The sequence below is a fragment of the Pseudomonas putida genome, assembly GCF_030159595.1.
Classification (GTDB): Bacteria; Pseudomonadota; Gammaproteobacteria; order Pseudomonadales; family Pseudomonadaceae; genus Aquipseudomonas; species Aquipseudomonas putida_AC.
The window spans coordinates 1-212 of sequence record NZ_BSKJ01000077.1 but is presented as its reverse complement, the minus strand read 5'-3'; the positions used below and the strand labels follow the sequence as shown (position 1 = coordinate 212).

General features: G+C 63.2%; 1 protein-coding gene. It reads left to right on the top strand.

The features are described 5' to 3' along the window. On the top strand, positions 1–212 hold a 212-nt coding region (locus QQL85_RS26585; protein ID WP_284357349.1), incomplete at both ends, for a hypothetical protein.

Genomic DNA, 212 nt, shown 5'->3' with positions numbered 1-212 from the left:
GACTCGATCGTGAAATCGATCGCCTCGGTCAGCGGCACCGACGTCGGCAAGTTCGAGCAACTGACCCTGGACAAGGCACCGGTGACCACCACCGTGACCGACGAACCTGGCTCGGGTACTCCGGGCACCGGCAACCAGGGCGACCTGGTGCTGGTCACCATCACTGCTGACCAGACGTCGGTGGCGGAAAACGTCAAACCGACCTTCACCGT